Genomic DNA, 3,047 nt, shown 5'->3' on the forward strand with positions numbered 1-3,047 from the left:
GACCTCGCCAACCCCCACCTCGGGGAACGCCCCGATCCCGCGGACCCCGAACCGGCGCGCGGGGGTTTCGCCCCCCGCTGGGAGGGGAGGGTCCCCACCCACTTCGAGACGCGCGGGCGTGACGCCGGACGGCGTCCGCACGACGTCCTCGCCGTCCGCCTGCCCCGCGTCCCCTCGGCCACCGACGGCATCCGCACCGCTGCCCGTACGGTCGACGAGGGCGGCGCCGCCCTCGTGCGTGGCGGGGAACCACGGGCGCAGGACGGCGCACGCACGTCCGGGGGCGACTGATGTCCGAGGAGCGCCCCCGCGGGGCCGTGCGCGCCTGGGCACTGCTCCCGGCCGTGGTGTTCCTGCTCTTCAGCATGACCCTGCGCGCCCCCATCACGGCTGTCCCGCCACTGGTGGCACGGATCGGGGCGGACCTCCACCTGGGGGCCGCGGTGCTCGGCCTGCTCACCTCCATCCCGGTCCTGTGCTTCGGGTTGTTCACCCCCGTGGCGTCGGCGTGGCTGCGCCGCGTCGGCGTCAACTCGGGGGCGCTCCACGCGCTGGTGCTCGTGGCCGTGGGCTCCGTGCTGCGGTCCGCGGGTGAGGTGTGGACCGCCTTCGCGGGGACCGCGCTGATCGGGGTCGGCATCACCATCGGCAACCTCGTGGCCCCGATGGTCATCGGGCGGGACTTCCGCCGCCGGGCGGCGCTGATGACGGGCCTCTACTCCGCCACGATCAACGTGGTGGTCACCGCGTCCACCGCCCTGGCCGTCCCCCTGGCCCTGTCCGTGGGGTGGCAGGGCTCCGCCGCGGCCTGGGGGCTCGTGCCCGCGGTGCTGACGGGGGTGGTGTGGGCGTGGGTGTTCCCACCGGGGGTGCGCACCGCCCGTCCGAGCATCCTCGAACGCGGGGGGATGCGCACGGGCGAGGAGTCCGACCTGCGCATGGACACCCCCTCGGCCGGCGCCTCCGTCCTGCGCTGGCCCATCGCCTGGGTGATGGCGGTGGCCTTCGCCGGACACACCTTCTCCTACTACGCCCTCTCCTCCTGGCTGCCGACGGCCCTGGGTGAGATGCGGGGCATGGACGAGTCCGCCGCAGGGGTGGCAGCCAGTGTCTTCCAACTCACGGGCATCGTGGGCCCGATGATGGTCCCGGTCATGTTCAACGCCCTGCGGTGGCCCACACGGCGCACGATGGCCGTCATCGGGGTGTGCTGGCTGGTGCTGCCCCTCGGCCTGGTGGTGGCCCCGGGGGCGTGGCTCGTGTGGTGCGTGGTCTCGGGTGTGGCACAGGGGGCGTTCTTCACCGCGCTGTTCACGATCGTCATCCAGCGCACGCGCGACGTGGACGAGAACCGGCAGCTCTCCGCACTCGTGCAGACCGTCGGGTACTGCGTGGCCGCCCTCGGGCCCGTCGCGATGGGCGCGCTCCACGAGGCGGTCACGGGATGGACCATCCCCTTCACGGTCGTCGCGGGCGCGTTGGTCGTCTCCCTGGTGTGCTCCCTGGTGGTCGCCGTCGACCGTTCGGAACCGCCGCGGGCAGCGGACGGTGCGGTGCGGGGACCCCGTGGCGGTGCCGGGCCGACGACGGGCACCGGTGGGGGTGCGGGTCCGACGGCGCCCACCCGTGAGGAGGACTCCCGATGAGTCCCTCGCTCCCCGAGGGGATCGCCTGGCCGGCGGACGGCCACCTCCCCAGGGACCTCGTCGAACCCGATGCGGGCCGACCACTGAGCCTCTACGTCCACGTCCCCTTCTGCCGGGTGCGCTGCGGGTACTGCGACTTCAACACCTACACCACCGGGTTCGGGGAGGGGGCCGAGCCCGGCTCCTACGCCGCGACGGTCCTGCAGGAGGCCGACCTGGCGGTGGGGGCCCTGGCGGACTCGGGGATCGACCCGCGCCCGGCCTCCACGGTCTTCTTCGGCGGGGGGACGCCCACCATGCTCGACCCGGGGGAACTGGGCGCCATCCTGTCCGGTCTGCGCGGGAGGTTCGGGATCGCCCCCGGGGCGGAGGTCACCACCGAGGCGAACCCCGAGACCGTCACCGAGTCCTCGCTCCACGAGCTGGCCGCGGCGGGTTTCACCCGTGTGTCGGTCGGCATGCAGTCCGCCGTGCCCCACGTGCTCGACACCCTCGACCGCCAGCACCGGCCCGGACGCGTGCCCCGGGTGGTCGCCTGGGCACGCGAGGTCGGCCTCGACGTGTCGGTCGACCTCATCTACGGCACGCCGGGCGAGACCCTGGAGGACTGGCGACGTTCCGTCGAGGCGGCCGTGGCCATGTCCCCCGACCACATCAGCGCCTACGCCCTGGTCGTGGAGGAGGGGACGCGGATGGGTGCCCAGGTGGCCCGGGGGGAGTTGCCGACCCCCGATCCCGACGACGAGGCGGACAAGTACGAGCTGGCCGACGGGCTGCTCTCCGCCGCGGGCTACCGCTGGTACGAGATCTCGAACTTCGCCCGGGTCGAGGCGGGGGAGGAGGACGTGGTGGGCACCCAGCTGCGTCACGCCTCGCGCCACAACCTCGCCTACTGGCGCGACTGGGACTGGTGGGGCCTGGGGCCCGGGGCGCACTCCCACGTGGGGCGCCTGCGCTGGTGGAACGTCAAGCACCCGCGCGCACACGCCGGTCGGCTGCGGGCGGGGCTCTCCCCTGCAGCGGCGGGTGAGGTGCTGGATCCGCGGACCCGGGAGCTGGAGCGGGTGCTCCTGGCGGTGCGGACCGCCGAGGGCGTGCGCCTGGGCCCGCTGGACGACCGGTCCGGGGTGGCGGGGCTCGTCGAGGACGGACTGGTCGAGCCGGGACCGGCCGCCCGGGGACACATCGTGCTCACCCTGCACGGCCGACTGCTGGCCGACCACGTCACCCGCACCCTGACCGGATGAGGCGGACGCCGGCCCGCCCCTGTCCGGCCGGGTGACCGGCGCGGCTCCGACCCGTCCCTGCCCGGTCACCCGGCGGCACCGGGGCGGTGGTGGCCGCGTGCCGGCACAGGCCGGGACGACACGACCGCGATCAGCCGGGACGGGTGACCGGTGG

General features: G+C 74.6%; 2 protein-coding genes and 1 pseudogene. All 3 read left to right on the plus strand.

Annotated features, from left to right (window positions below; all coding sequences use genetic code 11):
- Positions 1-291: pseudogene (locus TA90_RS15395) on the plus strand (hypothetical protein); the annotation flags it as partial.
- Positions 291-1,646: an MFS transporter gene (locus TA90_RS00870; RefSeq protein WP_074015207.1), complete on the plus strand. Its 1,356-nt coding sequence runs from the start codon at positions 291-293 to the stop codon at positions 1,644-1,646. The pseudogene TA90_RS15395 and the gene TA90_RS00870, both read left to right, overlap by 1 nt.
- Complete coding sequence (gene hemW, locus TA90_RS00875; protein ID WP_043534143.1) at positions 1,643-2,893, plus strand: radical SAM family heme chaperone HemW; 1,251 nt, start codon at positions 1,643-1,645, stop codon at positions 2,891-2,893. Before TA90_RS00870 ends, hemW begins: the two co-directional genes overlap by 4 nt.
- The last annotated feature ends 154 nt before the right edge of the window (positions 2,894-3,047 follow it).

It is taken from the genome of Actinomyces polynesiensis (assembly GCF_000820725.1).
GTDB classification, from domain to species: Bacteria; Actinomycetota; Actinomycetes; order Actinomycetales; family Actinomycetaceae; genus Pauljensenia; species Pauljensenia polynesiensis.

Coding starts and splice junctions, on each gene's coding strand:
- hemW (WP_043534143.1), top strand. CDS start 1,643: ATGAGTCCCTCGCTCCCCGAGGGGATCGCCTGGCCGGCGGACGGCCAC.
- TA90_RS00870 (WP_074015207.1), top strand. CDS start 291: ATGTCCGAGGAGCGCCCCCGCGGGGCCGTGCGCGCCTGGGCACTGCTC.